General features: G+C 60.6%; 20 protein-coding genes. 12 read left to right on the forward strand and 8 right to left on the reverse strand.

Annotated features, from left to right (window positions below; genetic code table 11):
* Window positions 1-85 precede the first annotated feature (85 nt).
* Window positions 86-2,998, reverse strand: coding sequence for an aminotransferase (locus F475_RS11830; protein WP_111453958.1), 2,913 nt, complete (start codon window positions 2,996-2,998; stop codon window positions 86-88).
* Window positions 2,999-3,178: 180 nt separating this feature from the next.
* Between F475_RS11830 and rfbC the strand changes: the two genes are divergently transcribed.
* The 4 genes from rfbC (at window position 3,179) to F475_RS11850 (ending at window position 7,582) form a co-directional block, all read left to right on the forward strand.
* On the forward strand, window positions 3,179-3,724 hold the full coding sequence (gene rfbC / locus F475_RS11835; RefSeq protein ID WP_064615862.1) for a dTDP-4-dehydrorhamnose 3,5-epimerase: 546 nt from the start codon (window positions 3,179-3,181) through the stop codon (window positions 3,722-3,724).
* A gap of 162 nt (window positions 3,725-3,886) precedes the next feature.
* Complete coding sequence (locus F475_RS11840; protein ID WP_018929294.1) at window positions 3,887-5,695, forward strand: ATP-binding protein; 1,809 nt, start codon at window positions 3,887-3,889, stop codon at window positions 5,693-5,695.
* On the forward strand, window positions 5,692-7,086 hold the full coding sequence (locus F475_RS11845; RefSeq protein ID WP_064615860.1) for a sigma-54 dependent transcriptional regulator: 1,395 nt from the start codon (window positions 5,692-5,694) through the stop codon (window positions 7,084-7,086). The genes F475_RS11840 and F475_RS11845 overlap by 4 nt, the downstream gene beginning before the upstream one ends.
* Window positions 7,087-7,126: 40 nt before the next feature.
* Window positions 7,127-7,582: a YiiD C-terminal domain-containing protein gene (locus F475_RS11850; protein WP_111453959.1), complete on the forward strand. Its 456-nt coding sequence runs from the start codon at window positions 7,127-7,129 to the stop codon at window positions 7,580-7,582.
* A gap of 109 nt (window positions 7,583-7,691) precedes the next feature.
* Here F475_RS11850 and cysQ read toward each other — a convergent pair whose 3' ends face one another.
* Window positions 7,692-8,519, reverse strand: coding sequence for a 3'(2'),5'-bisphosphate nucleotidase CysQ (gene cysQ, locus F475_RS11855; protein WP_111453960.1), 828 nt, complete (start codon window positions 8,517-8,519; stop codon window positions 7,692-7,694).
* A gap of 11 nt (window positions 8,520-8,530) precedes the next feature.
* Complete coding sequence (gene nudE / locus F475_RS11860) at window positions 8,531-9,097, reverse strand: ADP compounds hydrolase NudE (protein WP_111453961.1); 567 nt, start codon at window positions 9,095-9,097, stop codon at window positions 8,531-8,533.
* Between the two features lie 90 nt (window positions 9,098-9,187).
* Here nudE and yrfG point away from each other — a divergent pair, with 90 nt between their 5' ends.
* On the forward strand, window positions 9,188-9,850 hold the full coding sequence (yrfG, locus tag F475_RS11865; protein ID WP_111453962.1) for a GMP/IMP nucleotidase: 663 nt from the start codon (window positions 9,188-9,190) through the stop codon (window positions 9,848-9,850).
* Between the two features lie 55 nt (window positions 9,851-9,905).
* On the opposite strand, the gene lysM is transcribed toward yrfG, so the two are convergent.
* Entirely contained in the window at window positions 9,906-10,346 is a 441-nt protein-coding gene (lysM, locus tag F475_RS11870; RefSeq protein WP_111453963.1) for a peptidoglycan-binding protein LysM, read from the reverse strand.
* 138 nt (window positions 10,347-10,484) lie between these two features.
* Between lysM and F475_RS11875 the strand changes: the two genes are divergently transcribed.
* The 4 genes from F475_RS11875 to F475_RS11890 all read left to right on the forward strand — a co-directional run bounded on the left by F475_RS11875 (window position 10,485) and on the right by F475_RS11890 (window position 15,395).
* Window positions 10,485-11,372 carry a LysR family transcriptional regulator gene (locus F475_RS11875; protein ID WP_111453964.1) on the forward strand — a complete coding sequence of 296 codons (888 nt, stop codon included), beginning with the start codon at window positions 10,485-10,487 and terminating at the stop codon, window positions 11,370-11,372.
* A gap of 94 nt (window positions 11,373-11,466) precedes the next feature.
* Entirely contained in the window at window positions 11,467-12,306 is an 840-nt protein-coding gene (gene fdhD, locus F475_RS11880; protein ID WP_111453965.1) for a formate dehydrogenase accessory sulfurtransferase FdhD, read from the forward strand.
* A complete protein-coding gene (locus F475_RS11885; protein WP_111453966.1) occupies window positions 12,303-14,651 on the forward strand; it encodes an FdhF/YdeP family oxidoreductase in 2,349 nt (782 codons plus the stop codon). Before fdhD ends, F475_RS11885 begins: the two co-directional genes overlap by 4 nt.
* A 249-nt stretch (window positions 14,652-14,900) precedes the next feature.
* Window positions 14,901-15,395, forward strand: coding sequence for a glycine zipper domain-containing protein (locus F475_RS11890; protein WP_018929304.1), 495 nt, complete (start codon window positions 14,901-14,903; stop codon window positions 15,393-15,395).
* A 68-nt stretch (window positions 15,396-15,463) separates the two neighbouring features.
* On the opposite strand, the gene F475_RS11895 is transcribed toward F475_RS11890, so the two are convergent.
* The 4 genes from F475_RS11895 to F475_RS11910 form a co-directional block, all read right to left on the reverse strand.
* On the reverse strand, window positions 15,464-15,895 hold the full coding sequence (locus tag F475_RS11895) for a thioesterase family protein (RefSeq protein ID WP_018929305.1): 432 nt from the start codon (window positions 15,893-15,895) through the stop codon (window positions 15,464-15,466).
* A gap of 74 nt (window positions 15,896-15,969) precedes the next feature.
* The gene (locus tag F475_RS11900; RefSeq protein ID WP_111453967.1) at window positions 15,970-17,196 is read right to left on the reverse strand and encodes a 3-hydroxyacyl-CoA dehydrogenase; all 1,227 of its coding nucleotides are present in this window, start codon (window positions 17,194-17,196) and stop codon (window positions 15,970-15,972) included.
* A gap of 128 nt (window positions 17,197-17,324) precedes the next feature.
* Window positions 17,325-19,253, reverse strand: a complete 1,929-nt coding sequence (locus F475_RS11905; protein ID WP_111453968.1) for an ATP-dependent DNA helicase RecQ — start codon at window positions 19,251-19,253, stop codon at window positions 17,325-17,327.
* Between the two features lie 420 nt (window positions 19,254-19,673).
* Window positions 19,674-20,177: a polysaccharide deacetylase gene (locus F475_RS11910; protein WP_111453969.1), complete on the reverse strand. Its 504-nt coding sequence runs from the start codon at window positions 20,175-20,177 to the stop codon at window positions 19,674-19,676.
* A gap of 310 nt (window positions 20,178-20,487) precedes the next feature.
* On the opposite strand from F475_RS11910, the gene F475_RS11915 reads away from it, so the two are divergent.
* From F475_RS11915 to F475_RS11920, 3 genes are all read left to right on the forward strand, one after another.
* On the forward strand, window positions 20,488-20,781 hold the full coding sequence (locus F475_RS11915; protein WP_111453970.1) for a hypothetical protein: 294 nt from the start codon (window positions 20,488-20,490) through the stop codon (window positions 20,779-20,781).
* Window positions 20,782-20,874: 93 nt separating this feature from the next.
* Entirely contained in the window at window positions 20,875-21,030 is a 156-nt protein-coding gene (locus tag F475_RS30460; RefSeq protein WP_168206150.1) for a hypothetical protein, read from the forward strand.
* A 334-nt stretch (window positions 21,031-21,364) separates the two neighbouring features.
* On the forward strand, window positions 21,365-21,664 hold the full coding sequence (locus F475_RS11920; RefSeq protein WP_111453971.1) for a hypothetical protein: 300 nt from the start codon (window positions 21,365-21,367) through the stop codon (window positions 21,662-21,664).
* Window positions 21,665-21,666 lie beyond the last annotated feature (2 nt).

The raw sequence follows: 21,666 nt of genomic DNA on the forward strand, positions 1-21,666 counted from the left end.
CTTTAAAAGCAATAAATATCCACCACCTCTAAATAACCTCAAAAATTCCCGATAACAATCGACATTTTCAACCTCTACGAGCTGCCTACAAACCTTCGCCCAGCACCTTCGACAGCATGTCCACAAAGAAGTCCACACTCTGCCGCGACGTGACCATCGGCGGTTTGATCTTGAGGATGTTCAGGTAATCACCCGTCGGCTGCATGAAAATCCCCAACTCACGAAGGCGATCGCACAACGCCGTGGTTTCTTCGGTCGCCGGTTCAAGGGTTTCGCGATTGCGGACCAACTCCACGCCCAGATAAAAGCCGGAACCGTGCACCGCTCCCACCAACGGATGCCGGTCGATCAGGGCTTCAAGACGTTCCTTGAAGTACCCGCCCACGACCTGGGCGTTTTCCCAGAGTTTTTCTTCTTCCATCACATCCAGCACCGCCATGCCGATCCGGCAACTGACCGGGCTGCCGCCAGCGGACGAGAAGAAATAACCCTCGGCCTCCAGCGCTTCGGCAATCTCCCGACGGGTAATGACGGCGCCCAACGGCTGGCCGTTACCCATGCCTTTGGCCATGGTGATGATATCGGGCACCACGCCCTGCTCTTCGAAACCCCAGAAAAATTTACCCATGCGGCCGTAACCGACCTGCACCTCATCGGCGATGCACACCCCGCCCTGAGCACGGACCAGTGCATAGACCTGCTTCAAATAGCCCGGTGGTAGCGAGATGCCGCCGGCATTGCCATACACCGGCTCGCAGATGAAACCGGCGAGTTGGCGTTTCTGCCCGGCGATTTTCGCCAGGTTATGTTCGACGCTGCGCACGTAGTCCGGCGCGCTGTCCGGGCCACGGAATTCGCCGCGATAGGTGTTCGGCGCGGTCACCGGGTGCACCCAATCAGGACGGCTGCTCAAGGCCTTGGGGTTGTCGGCAATCGAGGTCGAGACCGCATCCGCCGCCACTGACCAGCCGTGATACGCCTCCAGCACACTGAGCATGTCGCGACCGCCGCTGTAGGCCCAGGCCAGGCGAATCGCCAGGTCATTGGCCTCGGTGCCGCTGTTGACCAGGAATACCCGGTCCATGTTGTCCGGTGCCAACTTCAACAAGCGCTCGGAAAACTCGGCAATCGCTGCGTAGTGAAAACGCGAGTTGGTGTTGAGCAACGACCATTGACGGCCGGCGACGGCGGCCATGCGCGGATGACCATGACCCAATACCGCGACATTGTTGAGCATGTCGAGGTAGGAGCGGCCCTGCATGTCGATCAGGTGATTGCGCCAGCCCCGCTCGATGCGCGGCGGGTCGACGTAATAATGCTTCTGGGATCGGGCGAAACTGGCGTCGCGGCGGGCCAGCAAGGTTTGCGGGTCGAGTTCTTCTTCTGCATCGCAGGCCAGCCCCAGCAACGCCGCCGGTGACGGGCACAACGCTTGCCAGGCGGCGGCGCGCGAAGGTGTGCAAAACAACGGCGCGTCGAGCTGAGCGCTTCGACACAATTGCACGATCAACGGCCCGCTGACCGAACCCAGCACCTGACCTTTGACCAATGCTGCGCCCGCGTGCAACGACGGTGTCACACCCCACAGCCGTAAACTCAGTTGTGGACCATCCAGTTGCAGCACACCCACTGCCGGCTGGTGAACCGTTCCGGCAAACGGCGATTCGACCGCCGTGCCATGGGGCACTCGCAACTCGACATGCAGAGGGCAAGTGGCCGGTTCAGTGGCGCTGTCCGGTTGGGTGCGAGACAGACGATATTGCCCATAACGACTGGCCGCCAGACCATGAGCCGCAGCAGCTTCGGTCAACAGACGCTGGTCGATCCCCTCTTGCTCCCAGTTACCCGCTTCGAAATGCGGGCTGAGCACGCCCAGATCGATCAACGCAAACTCACGCCCCACCAGACTCGGCAACAAGGGCGCAAAGCTTTCGCTGCCGATGCTCGGCAGGCCTTGACCAACCTCAGCAAGAATCGCCGCCTCCATCAACGCCAGCGGCACCGATGTGGCCACGCGGAAAATTTCCCACTCATGGGTCAGGTTGTCGCGACTGTACTCATTGCCCGGATCAATGGTGACCTGCTGTTCGCCACTCAGCACCAACACCGCCGAACGCGCAACGATCAGCGGCCAGAGCGCCAGCAGTTCTTCATGTTGCAGCGGATTGATCGCGTGATAGGCCCGAACCGCCGGCAAGATGTAGAACGGATCGCCATCGGCATGGTGCAGCAGCGCGGCACAGGTCACCGACAGATCGGTGATCCGCCAGGTTCGGACCAGGTCGCCGAAATCGATGACACCCTGCAACTGCCATTGGCGCTGCGCATCTCGCTGCCAGACCACGTTGTCGTCGGTGATGTCCATGTGAATCGCCTGCACCGGCAGCTTATCCACCAAGGGCTGCAAATGGCGCTCGGCCTGCTCGGCCGCTTCAGCAATCAGCTTGCGTTGCTGATCATCCTTGATCACCGGCAGCAAATGCGCGATCAACGCGTTGGCGTGGCGGGCGTCCCATTGAAGGGTGCGCTCAAGGCCAGGATGGTCGAAGCCGGCCAGCGCCAGGTCCATCTCGCCGCAGAGCCGACCGAAACCGGCGACCACGGCCTGGCTCAGATGGTCGAGGTGCGTCAGGGACTGGCCGTCGATGTAATCGAGCAGACGTACATGCACTGCTTGACCGCCGACCTCCAGGGAGAGCAGGTCTTTACCATTTTTGGCCGGGATCACTCGCGGCACCTTCACGCCGGGATGTTCGACCAAGCGCTTGAGCCCTGCGTGCTGGGCTTGCAGCTCCAGCACCGAATAATCACCACGGCAGATTTTCAGGACGAAACGCCCCTGCTCGCTGTCGACGCGGTAGTTGAGATCCTGCTGGCTTCCAAGAGCCTGCAACCGTCCGCTCAGCCCGTAATGTTCTTCCAGCAACTCAAGCGCTTGCGCCGCGGACACTTGCGGGCTGGGCAGACTGGCGCGGTGAATCAACGTGGCGAGCGGCATACAACGACCCCTGAAATTTTATTAGGCGCTTATATCGCCACTGCCGGGTGCGATACGCAACCCCCCTTCCCTGATTGGCCCGAATCAATGCGTGAGCAACTCTCTTCACCGTCCCACTCGCGCCTGCCGGCACTTTGCGTAAGAATGTCGCCCATCAACGCCTATTGCTGGAGAAACACCATGAATGTAGTCACCACCGACCTGCCAGGTGTTCTGATCATCGAGCCCAAGGTATTTGGTGATGAGCGCGGCTTCTTCTATGAAAGCTTCAACGCCAAGGCTTTCGAAGAAGCAACCGGCCTGAACACCCGATTCGTGCAGGACAACCATTCCCGCTCGCAAAAAGGCGTACTGCGCGGCTTGCACTACCAGCTGGAAAACACTCAGGGCAAACTGGTCCGCGTCACCGCCGGTGAAGTGCTGGACGTGGCCGTGGACATTCGCCGCAGCTCGCCGCATTTCGGCAAATGGGTCGCGGTGCGCCTGTCCGCCGACAACCATCGCCAGCTCTGGGTACCAGAAGGTTTTGCCCATGGTTTCGTGGTGCTGAGCGATTTCGCTGAATTCCTCTACAAAACCACCGACTACTACACCCCGTCGGCTGAACGCAGCATTCGCTGGGACGACCCGGACTTGGGCATCGACTGGCAGCTGGACGAGGCACCGCAGCTGTCCGCCAAGGATCAGGCCGCCGCGTTCTTCAAGGACGCTGAAGTCTTCTCCTGAATTGCCGTCTGAATTTTCAGCGCCAGCATGCACTTGATCCAGGGTGCGCAGACTGCGCCCGCAAGCCTAGGGTCTGTTGAGGTTTGGTAGCGAACCGCGTTGCTACCAAACGTCAACAGACCCTAGGCATAATGCGTCTGTCCCCACAGGCGCTTGATGCTCATGACACCGACCCTCCCCCGCAGACCCCGCTGGCGCAGCCTGGCACTGCTTGCGTTGTGCCTGGCACCCTTGCTGTGGCCGCTGGAGCATCTGGCCGAGCGTTATTACCGCAGCGAGCTGGCCGGGCAGAACCGTCAGACCCTCGACCTCTACGTCGCCAACCTGTTGGGTACCCTGCACCGCTATGAAGTGCTGCCGCAGATTCTCGGCGACCTGCCCGCCCTGCGTGCGACGTTGGGCGCCCCCGACGAGGGCGTGATTCAAGGCAATGCCAATCGTCTGTTGAAACACATCAGTGCCCAGACCGGCGCCGAAGTCATGTACCTGATGGACACCACCGGCAAGACACTGGCGGCCTCCAACTGGGACAAACACGACAGCTTCGTCGGCCGCAATTTCTCTTTCCGTCCATATTTCAGTGAAGCCATGGCCGGGCGCCTGGGGCGCTTCTTTGGCCTGGGCACCACCTCGGCCAAGCGCGGTTACTTCTTCGCCGCGGCGGTACACGATCGTGAAAAAATCATCGGCGTGTTGGTGGTCAAGGTTGACCTCGATCACACCGAAAGCCTCTGGGGCAAAACCCCGGAACAACTGCTGGTCACCGACCACAACGGTGTGGTCATCCTCACATCGCGGCCAGAATGGCGTTTCCGCTCGACCCGTCCATTGAGTGATGAGGAGAACAAGGCCGTCGCCGCGATTCAACCCTATCCGACCCGCGATCCAAAGCCGTTGAGTCTCGACCCCAATGCCTGGCTGACCCAAACCCGGCAGATCGAAGAAACCGGCTGGAGTGTCAGTATCCTTGCTCCACGCACCCTGATCGACCGCCCCGTGCGCACAGTCGTGGCCATCGGCGGCGCAACGCTGCTGGTATTGATGCTGCTGCTTGGCCTGATGATGCAACGCCGACGCCATTACCTGGAGCGGATCGCCTTCGAAGCCAAGACCCGCCAGGAACTCGAAGGCCGGGTCGCCGAACGGACCAGCGACCTTGAGGGCCTCAACCGTCGACTGAAACAGGAAGTGCTGGAGCGCGAACACGCCCAGCAAGAACTGGTACGCGCTCAGGATGATCTGGTACAGGCCGGCAAGCTCTCGGCGCTGGGAACAATGTCGGCGAGTATCAGCCATGAACTCAACCAACCGCTGGCGGCCATCCGCAGCTACGCGGAAAACGCCGAAGTGCTGCTCGATCATCAGCGCACCGAGGATGCTCGCGGCAACCTCAAGCTGATCAGCGAGCTGACCGGGCGCATGGCGTCGATCATCGCCCACCTGCGCGCCTTCGCCCGACGTGATCGCCATGCCCCGGAAAGCGTGGCCCTGCAACCGGCGCTGGACGACGCCCTGGCGTTACTGGCCAAGCGTCGGCGCAGCATGGAAGTCGAGCTGATCCGCGACTTGCCGGCCGCCACCCTGTGGGTCGAGGCTGGAGAAACCCGTCTGCGCCAGGTACTCGGCAATCTGCTGGCCAATGCGCTCGATGCCCTGACGGAAAAAGGCCCGCCGCGTAAACTCTGGTTGAGTGCCCAATCCACCGCCGACGGCGTCACTCTGTACATTCGCGATAACGGCCCCGGGTTCTGCCTGGAAGCGCTGGGTCGTGCCGGCGAGCCCTTCTACACCACCAAGACCCGCACTCAGGGACTTGGGCTGGGGCTGGCGATCTGCGACACCCTGATGCGCGCCTTCGGTGGTGAACTGTCGTTCTCCAACCATAAGGAAGGCGGCGCCCTGATTACCCTGAAGCTGCGCGCAGGCGCGCCGGGTGTGAGCCTGCAACCGTCCGAGGACCGAAGTGCATGACCATCGACAACCGCATCCAGGTCGTGTTGATCGACGACGATCCCCACCTGCGCCAGGCCCTGAGCCAGACCCTGGACCTGGCCGGCCTGAAGATCCTGCCGCTTGCTGAAGCCAAGGGCCTGGCCGGGCAACTGGAACGCGACTGGCCAGGCGTGGTGGTCAGTGACATCCGCATGCCGGGCATGGACGGCCTCGAACTGCTGACCGAACTCCACGCCCAGGATCCGGAGCTGCCCGTGCTGCTGATCACCGGCCACGGCGATGTCCCCCTGGCGGTGCAAGCCATGCGCGCCGGGGCTTATGACTTTCTGGAAAAACCGTTCGCCAGCGACGCCCTGCTCGACAGCGTACGTCGCGCCCTGGCCCTGCGCCGTCTGGTGCTGGACAACCGCAGCCTGCGGCTGGCCCTGAGCGATCGCAACGAACTGAGCGCCCGACTGGTCGGGCAATCGGCGCCGATGCTGCGCCTGCGCGAGCAGATCGGGGCACTGGCGGCGACCAAGGCTGACGTGCTGATTCTCGGTGAAACCGGTGCAGGCAAAGAAGTGGTGGCCCGCGCGCTGCACGACTTGTCGAGTCGGCGTAACGGCCCGTTCGTGGCAATCAACGCCGGGGCCCTGGCCGAGTCGGTGGTGGAAAGCGAGCTGTTCGGTCACGAACCCGGCGCGTTTACCGGCGCGCAAAAGCGTCGTATCGGCAAGTTCGAATTCGCCAACGGCGGCACGTTGTTCCTCGATGAAATCGAAAGCATGAGCCTGGACGTGCAGGTGAAATTGCTGCGCTTGCTGCAAGAGCGAGTCGTCGAACGCCTGGGCGGCAATCAGTTGATCCCGCTGGACATCCGCATCATCGCCGCGACCAAGGAAGACCTGCGGCAATCCGCCGATCAGGGGCGCTTCCGTGCCGACTTGTATTACCGCCTGAACGTTGCGCCGTTGCGCATTCCGCCGCTGCGCGAACGGGGCGAAGATGCGCTGGTGCTATTCCAGCATTTCGCCGACGAAGCCAGCGCCCGCCACGGCTTGCCGCCCCACGAACTGCAACCGGGGCAACGGGCGCTGCTGCTGCGTCACAGCTGGCCAGGTAACGTGCGGGAACTGCAGAACGCCGCCGAGCGCTTTGCCCTGGGCCTGGAGCTGGCACTGGACAGCAGCGCACCGGATGGCGGTGTCGGCACCACGGTTGAAGTGGTCAGCGGCGGCTTGAGCGAGCAAGTCGAGAACTTCGAGAAGAGCCTGATTGCCGCCGAACTGGCGCGCTCGCACAGCTCCGTGCGCAGCCTCGCCGAAGCGCTCGGCATTCCGCGCAAAACCCTGCACGACAAGCTGCGCAAGCATGGCCTGAACTTCGCCGATGGCGGCACCAGCAGCCATACCGACGACCTCGATTGAGCTACCGTAAAATCATCCCTATCAAACAAAAGGCCCGCGAATGAACCGCGACAGTCGTCACCTGGAATCGATCCTCTATCGCGACATCCCCCTCACGCGGGACATGGGCCTCAAAGTGCTCGACTGGCATGACCAACAACTGCGCCTGCATCTACCGCTGGAGCCCAACGTCAATCACAAGAGCACCATGTTCGGTGGCAGCCTGTATTGCGGCGCGGTGCTCGCCGGCTGGGGCTGGCTGCATTTGCGTTTGCGCGAAGAAGGCATCGAAGACGGGCACATCGTGATTCAGGAAGGGCAGATCAACTACCCGCTGCCGGTCACCATGGACGCGACAGCGATTTGCCAGGCACCGAGTGCGACGGTGTGGAGGAAGTTCCTGGCGATGTATCGACGCTATGGGCGGGCGCGGTTGGCGCTGCATTCGCGGATCGTGAATGCCGGGAGTGATGAGGATGCGGTGAGGTTTACCGGGCAATACGTCCTTCACCGGTAAAGCAAACGATCTTAAAAGATCGCAGCCTCGTTGCACTCGACAGCTCCTACAGAGAAGCGCGCCCCCTGTAGGAGCTGTCGAGTGAAACGAGGCTGCGATCTCTTGATCTTTACGCCCGAGCGAGCGCCAATAGTTTCTCCCGCCAAGCCGCTTTAGCCGGCAGCGCCAGGAAGAACTCATTCAGCAACGATTCCCGCGCCGGATAACAGAACGGCGCGCCGCTCAAATCCAGCACCTCACCGCCGGCGCCTTCCAGCACACCTTGAGCCGCGGCCGTGTCCCACTGCGAAGTCGGCGCCAATCGCGGATAACAATCCGCCGCCCCTTCCGCCAGCAGGCAAAACTTCAGTGAGCTGCCGATATTCGCCAGTTGCAGCTCGCCCAGACTGTCACTCAACCCCGCCAGTAAGCGCTCCTGTTCAGGGCTTGAATGCCGACGACTGGCGACCACCGTGAAGGCTTCACCCGCCGCCGGCACCTCGCGAACCTGAATTGGCAACGGCTCGGCGCCTTTATCGCCACGCCAGGCACCCAGCCCGGCACCGCCTACATAAAAACGCCCGCTGGTCGGCATCGACACCACGCCAAACACCACACGCCCCTGCTCGATCAGCGCAATGTTCACGGTGAACTCTTCGCTGCCGGAGATGAACTCCTTAGTGCCGTCCAGGGGGTCGACCAACCACCAACGCTGCCAGCCGGCACGCACGCTCTGGGGGATGTTGGCATCCTCTTCGGACAGCACCGGAATAGTCGGGTCCAGCGCCGTCAACCCGGCCAGAATCACATGGTGAGCGGCCATGTCGGCAGCTGTGACCGGGGAATCATCGGACTTTGCCGTCACAGCAACGTTGACGCGCCAGAACGGCAGGATCGCCTCGCCAGCCTTCAATGCCAGCTCGACCACCGGCGCCATCAACGGATGGGGGAAACTCATGAACGTCTCACTCATAATTGAAAAATACCGCGCTGGATCAACAAGTCCCGGGCCAGATACAGCGCCGCCAAGGCACGGCCCTCGGTGAATCGCGGGTTTTGCGCCAACGCCGACAATTCCCGCAGGTTGATCTTGTCCATCCCCATCGGCTCGGGCTCGTCACCCTCCAGGCGTTCTTCGTACAAATCGGTGGCCAGCACCACTTGGATCTTCTGGCTCATGTAGCCGGGTGACAACGACAACTCGGTCAGGTGCTCCAGTTGCCGCGCGCCATACCCGGCCTCTTCCTTGAGCTCCCGCTCGGCCGCCGCCAACACGTCTTCGCCCGGCTCGATCAAGCCTTTGGGCAGGGACAATTCGTAGGCATCGGTGCCACCGCAGTATTCCTCCACCAACACGGCGTGGTCCGCGTCGAGCATCGCCACGATCATCACCGCACCATAACCAGCGCCTTTACCGACCAATCGCTCGTAAGTGCGTTCCACGCCATTGGAAAAGCGCAGTTTCAGCTCTTCGACACAGAATAATCGGCTGGTGGCGACGATCTCGCGGGCGAGTATGGTGGGTTTCTGGCGCATGAGAAGCTCCTTGGCGTGAACGCGTTACTATACCCGGCCTATCCTGATTGTTTACCTCGGATATCTTTTTTACCGCTGGAGAAGTTTTTTATGTCCCTGCTGCCCTGGCGCGACATCGATACCGTTCTGCTGGATATGGACGGCACGCTGCTGGACCTGCACTACGACAACCATTTCTGGCTGGAACACCTGCCAAAGCGTTATGCCGAGTTGCACGGGGTGAGCCTGGCCATGGCGGAGCTGGAATTGCAGCCACTGTTCGAGCGCCATGCCGGTCAGTTGCAGTGGTATTGCCTGGACTTCTGGAGCGCCGAACTGAAGTTGTCGGTGCGCGAACTGAAACTGGAAACCGCGCACCTGATCGCCTTGCGTCCGGATGCGGACACTTTTCTGGCCGCGATCAAACAGGCCGGCAAGCGCGTGGTACTGATCACCAACGCCCACCGCGACTCGTTGTCATTGAAACTGGAAAGAATTGAACTGGCGCCGTATTTCGAGCGCTTGATCAGCTCTCACGATTACGGTTTCGCCAAAGAAGACCCGCAGTTCTGGGATGCCTTGCAGGCCGATATCGGCTTCGACCCGGCACGCTGTCTCTTCATCGACGACACCCTGCCGATCCTGCGCAGCGCACGCAATTTCGGGGTGGCGCACTTGCTGGCCGTGAGCGAGCCGGACAGCCGCAAAGGGCCGAAGGACACGGCAGAGTTTGCGGCCGTTGGGGATTATCGGGACTTGATTGCAGGGCTCTAGAGTCTGACGTGGTCGTTGTGGCGAGGGAGCAAGCTCCCTCGCCACAGGTTCTGTGTTATTCAGGAATCCGCAACACCTGCCCCGGATAGATCTTGTCCGGGTGCGAAAGCATTGGTTTGTTGGCTTCAAAGATTTTGTTGTACTTGTTCGCGTCGCCGTATGCCGCCTTGGAAATCGCGCTGAGGGTGTCGCCCTTTTTAACGGTGACGAACTGCGCTGCCTTGGCAACCGGCCCCGTTACGGTGATCTGGTCATCGACACTACCGACACCGGCAATATTGCCCACGGCCAACAGAATTTTCTCCTTCTCTTCCTGGCTTGCCACTTCACCGGTGACGGTGACTTTGTCGCCATCGATGGTCGCCTGAACATTCGGGCTACCCAAGCCGACCTTGCTGATGTGTGCCTTCAGCTGCTCGCTGGCGTTGGCATTGCCGGGTGTCAGCAGATCAATAAGTTTTTCACCTGCTTCTTTCACAAAGCTAAAAATACTCATGGTGCACGCTCCTTAGGGATTTGGGTTCCAGACGCCCAAGACTAGACCAGTCGTTTGAAGACCGGCTCCCAGCCGACCAATGACCCAACCCCGCGCAGGCGGTAGAATCGCAAACCTTGCCGGCGCCCTGGAGCGAAGATGGACATCAAGCAGCTGAAATTCCTCATCGCTCTCGACGAAACCCGACACTTCGGCCAGGCCGCCGCGCGCTGTCACATCACTCAGCCGACCTTGTCCATGCGCCTGCGCAGCCTTGAGGAAGAACTCGAGCTGCCGCTGGTCAATCGCGGCCAACGCTTCGAAGGTTTCACGGCGCCGGGTGAGCGCGTGCTGGCATGGGCGCGTACGGTGCTGGCGGCCTACGACGGTTTGCAGGCCGAAGCGGCGGCCTGTCGCGGCAACCTCGTGGGTACGTTGCGTCTGGGGGTGGTGCCGCTGTCGAGTTTCGACCCGGTGCCGCTGATGCAACGCCTGCATGCCGCACACCCGAACCTGCGCTTCGAACTCTCGGCCCTGAGTTCCGAACAGATCCTTGAACAACTGGCGAATAACCGTCTCGACCTCGGCGTATCCTACCTGGAGCATCTGGACGGCGAGCGCTTCGACTCCCTGGCGTTCAGCGAAACCCGCATGGGCCTGCTCTACGATCAACGCTTCTTCAGTTTCGGCGAGGCGCCGCTGAGCTGGGAGTCGCTGATCGAACTGCCCATGGGCATGCTCACCAGCGGCATGCATTTTCGCCAGTCCATCGACCATAATTTCCACAGCCGTGGCCTGACTCCACAGCCGTTGCTGCAAACCGATGCAGTCCACCAATTGTTACAAGCGGTACACGGTGGCCTGTGCTGCGCGGTGATGCCGCTGAACAGCGGCCTCGAAAACCTCACCGATCACTTGCGCCTGCAACCCATCGAAAGCGCCCAGACCCTCGCCCGGCTGGGGCTGATCATGCGTCGCAGCGCTCCGCGTTCGGCCTTGGCAGAAGCCTGTTTTGCGATCTATCAGAAATCACTGACAGACGATTGATCGACGCCATCTATCGGTAGATCAGTAATAGCGATTAGACGCGACATGTTGACGCGCCTAGGCTTAAAGCTGACCAACCCGTCGGTGATGCCTAATGAACGCCAAGCGCCCCGGCTGCGCGGCGCCCGCTCTCGAAACGCCCGCGCCCGCCGCAAGCCAGACATACAGTTACTGCAACCTTGAAGACTCCGAATCATCCAGCACCGCGCTGGCTGAGGAAGTCGCGCTGGCGATCGCCTACAACGGCATCAGCCAGGCCGTCATGCTGGTGACGCCGACGGACCTTGAAGACTTCATTGTCGGCTTCAGCCTCGGCAGCGGCATCATCGAAGACGCTTCAGACATCTATGACCTGCAACTCAGCGGCTCGGGGTCGGCGCAATACGCACAGGTGACCATCGCCAACCGCGCCTTCTGGAACCTCAAGCAGCAGCGCCGCCAACTGGCCGGCACCAGCGGTTGCGGGCTCTGTGGCGTTGAAGCGGTGGAGCAAGCGCTGCCCGATCTCAAGGTGCTGCCCGGCGCCCCGCTGCCCCCGGCCGAATGGCTGGACGGCCTGCGCCATCGCATCGGTGAATTCCAGCCTTTGGGCCAGCATTGCGGCGCGGTGCATGCGGCGGTGTTCATGAATGGCAAAGGCGAATTGCTGCTGGGCCGTGAAGACATCGGCCGACACAACGCTCTCGACAAGCTGATTGGCGGGTTGATCCGCCAGAAAATCCCGACCACCGATGGTCTGGCGATTGTCACCAGCCGTTGCAGCCTCGAATTGATCCAGAAAGTTTTACGCGCCGGCATCCAGACCCTGGTCAGCCTGTCATCGCCCACGGGCCTGGCCGTGCAATGGGCCCGTCGACACAACCTCAATCTCATCCACCTACCTCAGAAAAGTGCACCAAGGGTCTACAGCCCTGCGTTGGAGAATCAAGCGTGAGTCAACACCAACAAGCCGACCAGAAACCTGTTCCACGTTACAAGCCCTATAAGGGTGCGGCCGGTGGCTGGGGCGCGCTGGCCAGCGTCGCCCGGGCCTGGCTGACCAGCGACAACGCGTTGAAAAATCTGCGCATGATGCTCAAGACCAACAAGAACGGCGGGTTCGACTGCCCCGGTTGCGCCTGGGGCGATTCCCAGGAAGGCGGCATGGTGATGTTCTGCGAGAACGGCGCCAAAGCAGTGAACTGGGAAGCGACCAAACGGCGTGTCGATGGCGCGTTTTTCGCCAAGCACAGCGTTAGCTCGTTGCTGGAACAAAGTGATTATTGGCTCGAGTACCAGGGCCGTCTGACCGAGCCGCTGAGCTACGACGCCGAAACCGATCGTTACAAACCGATCAGCTGGGAAGCCGCATTCGCCCTGATCGGCAAACACCTGCAAGGGCTGTCGAGCCCGAATCAGGCCGAGTTCTACACCTCGGGCCGTGCCAGCAACGAAGCGGCGTTCCTCTATCAATTGTTCGTGCGCGCCTATGGCACCAACAATTTCCCCGACTGCTCGAACATGTGCCACGAAGCCAGCGGTGTGGCATTGGCCCAAAGCGTCGGAGTCGGCAAAGGCACGGTGACCTTCGACGATTTCGAACATGCAGATGCAATTTTTGTCTGGGGCCAAAACCCTGGCACCAACCACCCGCGGATGCTCGAGCCACTGCGCGAAGCGGTGAAACGCGGTGCGCAGGTGGTGTGCATCAACCCGCTGAAAGAGCGCGGCCTGGAACGCTTCCAGCACCCGCAACACCCGATCGAAATGCTCACCAACGGCGACAAACCGACCAACACCGCGTACTTCCGTCCGGCATTGGGCGGCGACATGGCGATCATGCGCGGCATGGCCAAGTTCCTGCTGCAATGGGAGCGCGATGCGCAGAAGGCGGGTGAGCCTGCGGTATTCGACCACGACTTCCTCAATGAACACAGCGTCAATGTTCTGGAATACCTCGGCATCGTCGACGACACCCCGTGGGAGCAGATCGTCGAGCAATCCGGCCTGCCCCTGGTGGAAATCGAGCAAGCGGCGCGCATGTACGCCAAAGGCAAGAACGTGATCATGTGCTGGGCGATGGGCATCACCCAGCATCGCCATTCGGTGGCGACCATCCAGGAAATCGCCAACCTGATGCTGCTGCGCGGCAACATCGGCCGGCCGGGTGCCGGTCTGTGCCCGGTGCGCGGCCACAGTAACGTGCAGGGCGACCGGACAATGGGCATCAACGAACGCCCGCCGGCGGCGTTCCTCGACTCCCTGGAGCGGCGCTTCCAGTTCAAGGTGCCACGCGAAAACGGCCACAACGTGATCGAGGCGATTCACGCGATGGCCGAAGGCCGTTCGAAAGTCTTCATCGGCCTGGGCGGCAACTTTGCCCAAGCCACCCCGGACAGCCCACGGACCTTCCAGGCCCTGAGCAACTGCGACCTGACCGTGCAGATCAGCACCAAGCTCAACCGCAGCCATTTGATCCACGGTAAAGACGCGCTGATCCTGCCGTGCCTGGGCCGCACCGATATCGATATCCAGACCGAAGGCGCCCAAGCGGTGACCGTGGAAGACTCCTTCAGCATGGTCCACGCCTCCAACGGTCAGTTGCAACCGTTGTCGAATCTGATGCGCTCGGAGCCTGCAATCATCGCTGGTATCGCCGCCGCGACCCTGGGCAGCAAACCGGTGGACTGGAACTGGCTGGTGGCTGATTACAGCCGCATCCGCGACCTGATCGCCGACACCATCCCGGGCTTTCGGGACTTCAACGAGAAAGTCCAGAACCCCGGCGGTTTCTACTTGGGCAGCAGTGCCGGCGCACGTCGCTGGAATACTCCATCGGGTCGGGCCAACTTCCGTCCGAACATCCTGCCCAAACACCTGGTGCACGAACGCACCCGCGCCACCGGAGTACTGCCGGACCTGATCATGCAGTCGATGCGCTCCCACGATCAGTACAACACCACCATTTATGGTCTTGATGATCGTTATCGCGGGGTGAAAGGTCAGCGGGATGTGTTGTTCGTCAATGAAGCCGACATCATTCGCCTGGGCTTCAAACCGGGGCAAAAGGCTGACATCGTATCGATCTGGGATGATGGCCGTGAGCGGCGGGTCAAGGGTTTTACCCTGCTGGCGTTTGATATTCCTGCCGGGCAAGCGGCTGCGTACTATCCGGAAGTGAACCCGCTGGTGCCGTTGGAAAGCACTGGCGATGGCAGCCATACGCCGACGTCGAAGTTTGTGGCGATCCGGCTGGAAGCGGCGAGTGAAACCGGGTTGATCATGGCCAAGTCAGCTTGACGCAGCGATGGCGGTAGCCCACTCAACAAATTTTTCCGATCCGTACTTTCCAATCGCCCACAAAAAAGGCCGTTTTCATATGAAAACGGCCTTTGAGAAGTAGCTAAAGACTGGCGAAAAACACTTAAGTTCCGCCCAAAAAACAGCAACTTATAGAAATGTGCTCAAGTCGTGTTATTCGTCGGATTTCTATTGTCACAACCATGACACAGCCTCAGGATCGCGCCGTCATCCCCTTGAGGTTCCTCTATGAAGTTCTCCTCGATTCTCTTGTTGTCCCTTGGCCTGGTCAGTGGCTTCGCGTCTGCTGGCGGCACCACCGAAGCAGGTGTGGGCGGCGCATTGGGCGGGGTTCTTGGCTCGGTCGTCGGTCAATCACTAGGCGGCAGTACAGGTTCAACCATTGGCGCGGCCCTGGGCGGCGCGGGTGGTAGCGCAGTTGGCGCAGACAGACGCAGCCGTGGCGAAGCCGCCATTGGCGGTGCGTTGGGCGCAGCTGGCGGTAACGTGGTCGGCCGCAGCATGGGCGGCACCACCGGTAGCCTGATCGGCTCCGCAGCAGGCGGCGGCCTCGGTGGCGCGCTGGGTAACCATATGGGCAACAGCAGCAATGACGACGATGATCGTCGTTCCTATCGTCGTGGTTATGACGATGATGATCGTCGCTACTACCGTGGTCACCCGGGTCGCGGCCATGCGTACGGGCATCGCAAGCATCACCATCGCTATCACGATGACGACTGAGGCTTGAATCGCCTCGTCGACCGTTAGATCCAAAAATCGCAGCCCTCGGGCTGCGATTTTTTTTGCCCTCAGATCGCCAGTCGCTCCAACGCCCCGCGCAACCCGGCAGGAATCGCCACCGGCTGATTCGACAGCCGATCGACGAATACATGCACGAAGCGCCCTGCCGCGCAGGCCTCATCTTCTCCAGCCTTGAACACCGCCAGCTCATACTGCACCGAACTGCTGCCCAACTTGCCGACCCGCAGGCCAATCTCGATCCGATCCGGGAAGGCGATAGACGCGAAGTAATCGCAGGCCGAACTCACCACAAAACCCACCACCTCACCGTCATGGATATCCAGGCCGCCGACTTCGATCAGGTAGGTGTTCACCGCCGTATCGAAAAAACTGTAGTAGGTGACGTTATTGACATGACCGTAGGCGTCATTGTCATGCCAGCGGGTGGTGATGGGCTGGAAATGGGGGTAGTCGGTGCGATGGGGCATCGGGTTGGACATCAGCGTCGGTTCCTGGAGTTGGATGGCCAGTTTAAGGTGAAACTGCGAAGGCGCTGTCACAGGCACTACCTAAATCACATGTCGGTAAACCCTCTGCCCTGCGCCGCCAACTCCCCAATCAACCGTGCCGGGGCCCAGTGATCCCCCTGTTTGGTCTCAAGCTGCAACAACCGCAGATGAATATCGTCCAGCCCTTGCTGATCCGCCCAGGCCATCGGCCCGCCCTTGTCCGCCGGGAAACCATAACCGTTGAGGTACACCAGATCGATGTCGTGCGCCGACGCCGCAATGCCTTCCTGAAGGATCTTCGCCCCTTCATTGACCAGTGCCAGCAAGCTGCGCTCAAGAATCTCCTCTGGCCCTATCTCACGCCGCTGGAACCCCAACCCTTCGCTGATTTCCAGCACCAGCGCATCGACTTCCACATCGTGCTCAGCCTGACGACTGCCCGGTTCGTAATGGTAATACCCGTCGCCGCTCTTCTGACCGAAACGCCCGAGCTCGCACAAACGATTGTCCACCTGAACCTCCGGCGCATCCTGGCCCTTGCCAGCCAGCTCCCGCGCGCGCCACTCCAGGTCAATGCCGACCACGTCATACATGCGGAACGGCCCCATGGCGAAACCAAAACCTTGCAGCGCTGCATCCACCTGATAAGGCAACGCCCCCTCCAGCAGCATCTTGCGCGCTTCGAACACGTACGGATGCAGCATGCGGTTGCCGATGAAACCGTGACAGTTGCCCGAGACCACGCTGACCTTGTCCATGCGCTGGCCCAGTGCCAGGGCTGCATCAAGCACCGCCGGAGCGGTCTGGGCGCCGCGTACGATCTCCAGCAATTTCATGATGTGCGCCGGGCTGAAGAAGTGCAGGCCCAGGACCTGCTGCGGGCGGCGAGTGGCGGCGGCGATGGCGTCGATATCCAGCGCCGAGGTATTGCTGGCCAGAATCGCTTCAGGCTTGAGCAGGCCGTCGAGTTCGCGGAAGATTTTCTGCTTCAGCTCGAGGTTTTCGTAGACCGCTTCGATCACCAGATCAACATCGCGGATCGCCGCGTAATCGGCAGCCGCCGTTACCCGTGCAATGCGCGCATCCGCCTCGGCCTGATCGATCCGCCCCTGACGCACGCTGTGGGCGTAAGTGTCAGCCACGCTGGTCAGCGCCTGCTCAAGCATCTGCGGATTGTTATCGACCCACTGCACCGGCACCCCGGCGTTGGCCAGGCACATAACAATGCCCCGGCCCATGGTGCCCGCGCCAATCACGGCGGCGCGCTGAATATCGAACGATGTCTGGCTCATGGTTGTTGTTCTCTTATTGGCGATCCAAAGACAGTCCTCACCATAGTCAGCCGATGGGTGTTTTTGAAGTTTATTCCCGTGATGGGTGACATTCAGCTGATGGATGCGCCCCAGAAAATCCCTACAGATTAGAGGTTCGCCTCAGCCCACGTCCGGACCTCGCCATACGGATACTCCTCCAGCGCCGCAAACCCCGGAATCGACCGCGCCTTGAGCTTGGTAAACAACGGCACGCTGATCCCGCACAGAAACCGCGTCACGCGCTCCGCCGATGGAGCACTTCCCGTGTGCTGCTGGTGCCTGTGGATAAAATCACCGCACAGCGCCTCGAAATTTTTATCCACAAGCGCCGGCAATTCCGGTGGTTCGGGTAACCGCGCTACGTGGCCGTGACACACCGAACAATGCCCGCATCGCCGTGGCGCGTTTTCATCGCCGAAGTACTCGGCCAGGCGATATCCCAGGCAGTGGTCGGTGGCGAACAGATCCAGCATGGCGTGAATCCGCGAAATCTCGGTGCGTTCGTGCCGGGTGAAGTAGGTGTGCAATTCGGCGCTCAAGGCCTGGGAATCGAAGTCGGCTTGCAGCAGGCTATAGACCTCCGTCATCTGCTTGCTTTCAAGCTCCACCCAGCCCTTTTCCTGGAAGTAATCCAGCGCCTTGACCACTCGACTGCGCTCGGCGGAATGCTGCTGATACAGTGCGTCGAAATTAACCGTGGCCCAGGTCCGTGCGCGACTGGAAGTCTGGATGATCGCCGAGACGAAGTCCCTGCGCTCACCCTCGAAACGGGCCAGCAACGCTTCCGGCTCCTGCAAATACTTGAAGCGGTATTCGGCGTAATAGGCATAGCGTGGAGCGATCAGCCCGCGCAACTCCAGCTGTACCAGCAAGGTCTTGAGCGGTAACTGGCGAATGTTGCTCTGATCGGCCAAAGGCCCCAGCAGAAACTCCCACTGCCCCTCGGGCGCTGCGGCTTGCAACTCGTCGAGCACACAACGAATGCCGTCCCGCTCCGGTGTGTCGCCGTAGACGAAATTCTCCAGCACGTTGAGGCTGTCGCGGTTGGCCAGCACCAGGCAATCGGACGGCTGCCCGTCACGCCCGGCGCGGCCGATTTCCTGGCTGTAGTTTTCGATGGATTTTGGCAGGTCGAAATGCACCACGTTGCGGATATCGCTTTTGTCGATGCCCATGCCGAAGGCAATGGTGGCGACGATGCAATTGGACTGCCCACCCATGAACCGGCGCTGAATCGCTTCCCGTTGCTCGTGGGGTAAACCGGCGTGATAGGCCTCTGCCTGTATACCGTTGCGCCCCAGGTGTTCGGCGATGTGCTCAGCGGTCTTCTGCAGAGTGACGTAGACAATGCTGGGCTGGCCGGGACGCTGGCTCATCCACTCGACCAGGCGGCGGCGCTTGTCCTGGCCACGCACTGGTTCCACCAACAGATTGAGATTGGGCCGGTAGAAACCGGTGGTCACCACATCCTCAGGCGCAATGGCGAACCGGGCCTCCATGTCGGCGATCACCTTGGGTGTCGCGGTGGCCGTCAGCAGCAACGCCTGGGGGATGTTGAACTGGCGCTGATAGTCCGGGAGCTTGAGGTAGTCGGGGCGGAAGTTGTGGCCCCATTCCGAGATGCAGTGGGCCTCGTCCACCACCAGCAGCGAGATCGGTACCTGCTGCAAAAAATGGCGGAAGCGCTCGTTCTTCAGGCGCTCCACGGAAATCATCAGAATCTTCAATTCGCCGGACTTTGCCCGGGCCATCACATCGCTGGCGTCATCGCGACTCTGGGCCGAATCGATACTGCCCGCCGCAATCCCATGGCGCTGCAAGAACGCTAACTGATCCTGCATCAACGCCAGCAGAGGCGAGACCACCAGCGTCAGGTGCGGCAGCAGGATGGCCGGTAACTGATAGCACAGGGATTTGCCCGATCCGGTAGGGAAAATCGCCGCCGCCGAGCGCCCGGCCAACACCGCGCTGACCGCCGCCTCCTGGCCGGGCCGAAACTGTGGATAACCGAAAACCTGTTCCAGGGTGTTGTGCATAAGCTGTCACTCCGTTGACCGCTGCGAAGCCCAAAGCCTAGCCGGCGAACGCAGCGAGTCGAGAAAAGGTCGGGGGCAAAAACGATACGGGATGATACAGCGTCGGCCCATCGATTCCTTCGCCACAGATTGAAACAAACGAGGCACTTTGCCCCCTGACATCAGCCCCCTGTCAGCCGGTAAGGTGCGCCCCGAGAAAAACCATTATCCGCGAAGTTTTCATCAAGGCAGGACGCCTGCACGCGGATCCTCACAAAGGAACAATCATGCCTGACACTCTGTTTTTTCCAGTCGCTCTTTTCTTTGCATCCCTGCTGCTGAACGGGTGCATGAAGCTCCCTGACGACCCCCTCTACGCTGCGCCCACAACGCTGGACAGTGCCTCACAGACTTAGTCGTCGATCGACTGACCTCGGGTAGCTACGGCACCAATACCGCCACCCGCAACTGCTCATCCAGCGCCTGTTCATGAAATACCCGGCTCTTGCTCGCCCACGCCGCATAAGCCGGGCTTATTTCGCCTGTAAACGCCGCCGCCAGCTGACGCAAATCGGCGACCCTGCGCACACGAGGACAGAAGAGTTGGTCCTCGCAGTTCTGACTGGCACTGCGATAGGTGATCAGCAACCGATCCCACAACCCGTCACGCACTTGCCTGACCGACTTGAGCTTCACAGCCCGCACGCCCAGTCGCTGTTTCAGCCCCTGCTCATCCAGCGCTTCGCTGGCCAGCAATGCCTTGCCCACCATTAACACCTCGGCGCGAGATGCGGTGTCGATGTCCGCTTGGGTGGTCAGCGCACCCGGCCAACCGGTTCGCTCCATGTTGGCCAGGACGAGCGAATGACCGACGTCAGCAGCACCCGCTACCCGACAAACACCGGCCCACAACAATAAAATCGAGGCCACACGCAGCCACTGCATACCTAATTCCCTTTAAGAGTCGACTCAGACGCTTCGAAACGTCCTACACATTCTGGCGCGCACCCTCCAGAGGCTGGATGCGTTAAGCCTGACAATCCCGTAGGAATATCGACCACCAAGGGAAAAGCTTAAAAAATAGTCGAGGGATGCGTAGGCAAAGGGCGATAACACCGCTAAATCCCCTACAAAACCTGTCCACTTGCACCACCTTGCGACGCCTCGCTGCGGCCCTCTATAGTTTTCGACGCGGCTGAAAACACTGTGTCGGCCCGCCGGCGAGACTGCCCGACTTCCCACAGGACTGACTTCGATGAACACGCGCCACTCGTTAACAGACCGCTATCGCCCGCTCAAAACCAGCTACAGCAATACCCCCGTGTTGGTCATCGACACCGAGGCCGATCCCCACGAAATCCTCGATGCCGCCCGACAACGCATCCGCGCCGCTGGCGACCTGCTCGAAACACTCTATTGCCTGTGCTTCAAACAGGCCGACGTGAAAGACATTCCCAATATCGTCAACGCGTTGTACCTGCTGACCCAGGACGGCAACGAACTGCTAGAAATCGCCCGGCAACGCCTGCCGAAAACCACGGCAGTCTGATGGCTGAAACAAATTCAAACTTAAACGAAGATCCCTGCGGGAGCCGGGCTTGCCCGCGATGATCGATAACGCGGTGTACCTGACGAAAACAAAATGCCCGACACTCAACAACGACTCGACAAAGCGGCCTACGACGCATGGTTCAAAGCACAAGTACAAACCAGCCTCGACGCCCCTCGCCCCAGCATTTCAGATGAAGAAGTCAAACACCTGATGGCAATCAAACGAGACAAACTGCAAAAGAGATAAGTCCGTAGGCAACGCCCTATCAACGCTTCGTCCCGGTCCTACAACCGAAGACACCTTGTCGCCTATCGCTGCCCGGCGGCTCAAACCTATAGTCGTGACTGTCGCTGCCAAATCAGCGACTCGGGCTTGGTCACCCGAATGGCTCATATCTACGCGTCCGTTGTATGCTGCCGGCACTTCAAGTGCCTGCACGCTATATGGTGGCTGTGTTTGGGACGCCCTCGGGCGTGCCGGGATGTGAGCCTCATCGGTTGACCAACCCGAACACAGTCCGCCTCCCATCGCTTGGTCACGGTGACGGCGGTTCTTCCTGATGCATTTGAGGCTAAAACCAATGAAGACATGGAATCCGCTCTCCAGCGATCGTTACCTTTCACTCCAATCCAACCTCACCGACACCCCGCCCCTGATCATCGACACAGAGGCCAACCCGCAAGACATCCTCGAAGCCGCCCTCCAGCGCATCCGAGCCTCCAGTGATCTCCTCAAAACCCTGCACTGCGTTTGCTTCAAACACGCTGATGTCGAAGACATCCCCCACATCACTCACGCGCTCTTCTTGCTGACCCAGGATGGCTGCGACCTACTGAAAGTCGCCCAACAACGCATGATGGGCTGGAAAGCGCCAGCCTGACC

This window comes from Pseudomonas sp. URMO17WK12:I6, from assembly GCF_003253625.1.
Classification (GTDB): Bacteria; Pseudomonadota; Gammaproteobacteria; order Pseudomonadales; family Pseudomonadaceae; genus Aquipseudomonas.

Coding starts and splice junctions, on each gene's coding strand:
- F475_RS11890 (WP_018929304.1), top strand. CDS start 14,901: ATGAAGTTCTCCTCGATTCTCTTGTTGTCCCTTGGCCTGGTCAGTGGC.
- nudE (WP_111453961.1), bottom strand. CDS start 9,097: ATGCGCCAGAAACCCACCATACTCGCCCGCGAGATCGTCGCCACCAGC.
- F475_RS11830 (WP_111453958.1), bottom strand. CDS start 2,998: ATGCCGCTCGCCACGTTGATTCACCGCGCCAGTCTGCCCAGCCCGCAA.
- F475_RS11915 (WP_111453970.1), top strand. CDS start 20,488: ATGAACACGCGCCACTCGTTAACAGACCGCTATCGCCCGCTCAAAACC.
- F475_RS11905 (WP_111453968.1), bottom strand. CDS start 19,253: ATGCACAACACCCTGGAACAGGTTTTCGGTTATCCACAGTTTCGGCCC.
- fdhD (WP_111453965.1), top strand. CDS start 11,467: ATGAACGCCAAGCGCCCCGGCTGCGCGGCGCCCGCTCTCGAAACGCCC.
- F475_RS11895 (WP_018929305.1), bottom strand. CDS start 15,895: ATGTCCAACCCGATGCCCCATCGCACCGACTACCCCCATTTCCAGCCC.
- F475_RS11920 (WP_111453971.1), top strand. CDS start 21,365: ATGAAGACATGGAATCCGCTCTCCAGCGATCGTTACCTTTCACTCCAA.
- F475_RS30460 (WP_168206150.1), top strand. CDS start 20,875: ATGCCCGACACTCAACAACGACTCGACAAAGCGGCCTACGACGCATGG.
- F475_RS11840 (WP_018929294.1), top strand. CDS start 3,887: ATGACACCGACCCTCCCCCGCAGACCCCGCTGGCGCAGCCTGGCACTG.
- F475_RS11875 (WP_111453964.1), top strand. CDS start 10,485: ATGGACATCAAGCAGCTGAAATTCCTCATCGCTCTCGACGAAACCCGA.
- F475_RS11850 (WP_111453959.1), top strand. CDS start 7,127: ATGAACCGCGACAGTCGTCACCTGGAATCGATCCTCTATCGCGACATC.
- lysM (WP_111453963.1), bottom strand. CDS start 10,346: ATGAGTATTTTTAGCTTTGTGAAAGAAGCAGGTGAAAAACTTATTGAT.
- F475_RS11900 (WP_111453967.1), bottom strand. CDS start 17,196: ATGAGCCAGACATCGTTCGATATTCAGCGCGCCGCCGTGATTGGCGCG.
- F475_RS11845 (WP_064615860.1), top strand. CDS start 5,692: ATGACCATCGACAACCGCATCCAGGTCGTGTTGATCGACGACGATCCC.
- yrfG (WP_111453962.1), top strand. CDS start 9,188: ATGTCCCTGCTGCCCTGGCGCGACATCGATACCGTTCTGCTGGATATG.
- cysQ (WP_111453960.1), bottom strand. CDS start 8,519: ATGAGTTTCCCCCATCCGTTGATGGCGCCGGTGGTCGAGCTGGCATTG.
- F475_RS11910 (WP_111453969.1), bottom strand. CDS start 20,177: ATGCAGTGGCTGCGTGTGGCCTCGATTTTATTGTTGTGGGCCGGTGTT.
- rfbC (WP_064615862.1), top strand. CDS start 3,179: ATGAATGTAGTCACCACCGACCTGCCAGGTGTTCTGATCATCGAGCCC.